The sequence below is a fragment of the Azohydromonas lata NBRC 102462 genome (assembly GCF_001571085.1).
In the GTDB taxonomy this organism is placed as follows: domain Bacteria; phylum Pseudomonadota; class Gammaproteobacteria; order Burkholderiales; family Burkholderiaceae_C; genus Azohydromonas; species Azohydromonas lata.
The window spans coordinates 1-619 of sequence record NZ_BCTC01000329.1; the positions used below are offsets into that span (position 1 = coordinate 1).

Below are 619 nucleotides of genomic sequence, written 5' to 3' on the forward strand. Positions count from 1 at the left end.
CGGGGTCGATCCCGGCCTGCTTGATCACCGGCATCAGCACCGGCGTGAGGATCAGGATGGTGGGCGTCATGTCCATGGCCGTGCCCACGGCCATCACCAGCACCATGATGGCGATCAGCAGCAGGGTCTGGTTGCCCATGAAGGGCTCCAGCAGGCTGATCATCTGGCTCGGAATGTCCGCCACGGTGATCAGCCAGGCCGACACCATCGCCGCGGCCACCAGGAACATGATCACGGCGGTGGTCTTGGCCGCGCTCACGAACACCTCGTAGAGCTGCTTGATGCTCATCTCGCGGTAGATGAGCATGGACACCAGCAGCGCGTAGACGGCGGCCACCACGGCGGCCTCGGTGGGCGTGAACACCCCCATCTTCAGGCCCACGATCACGATCACCGGCAGGCCCAGCGCCCACAGCGATTCGCGCAGCGCCGCAAGCTGCTCCTTGAGGCTGGCCTTGGGCGGGGGCTGGATGTTCTCGCGCTTGGCGACATACCACCACGCGATGGCGATGGACGCACCCATCAGGATGCCGGGGACGATGCCGGCCAGGAACAGCTTGGAAATCGAGACGTTGGCCGAGACGCCGAAGATCACGAAGCCGATGGACGGCGGAATGAT

The 619-nt window shown here is 64.9% G+C and carries 1 protein-coding gene; it reads right to left on the minus strand.

Annotation, left to right across the window (positions count from 1 at the left end; genetic code table 11):
- Positions 1 to 619: TRAP transporter large permease (locus ALA01S_RS31355; RefSeq protein ID WP_157119458.1), on the minus strand; the 619-nt coding region annotated here is incomplete at both ends.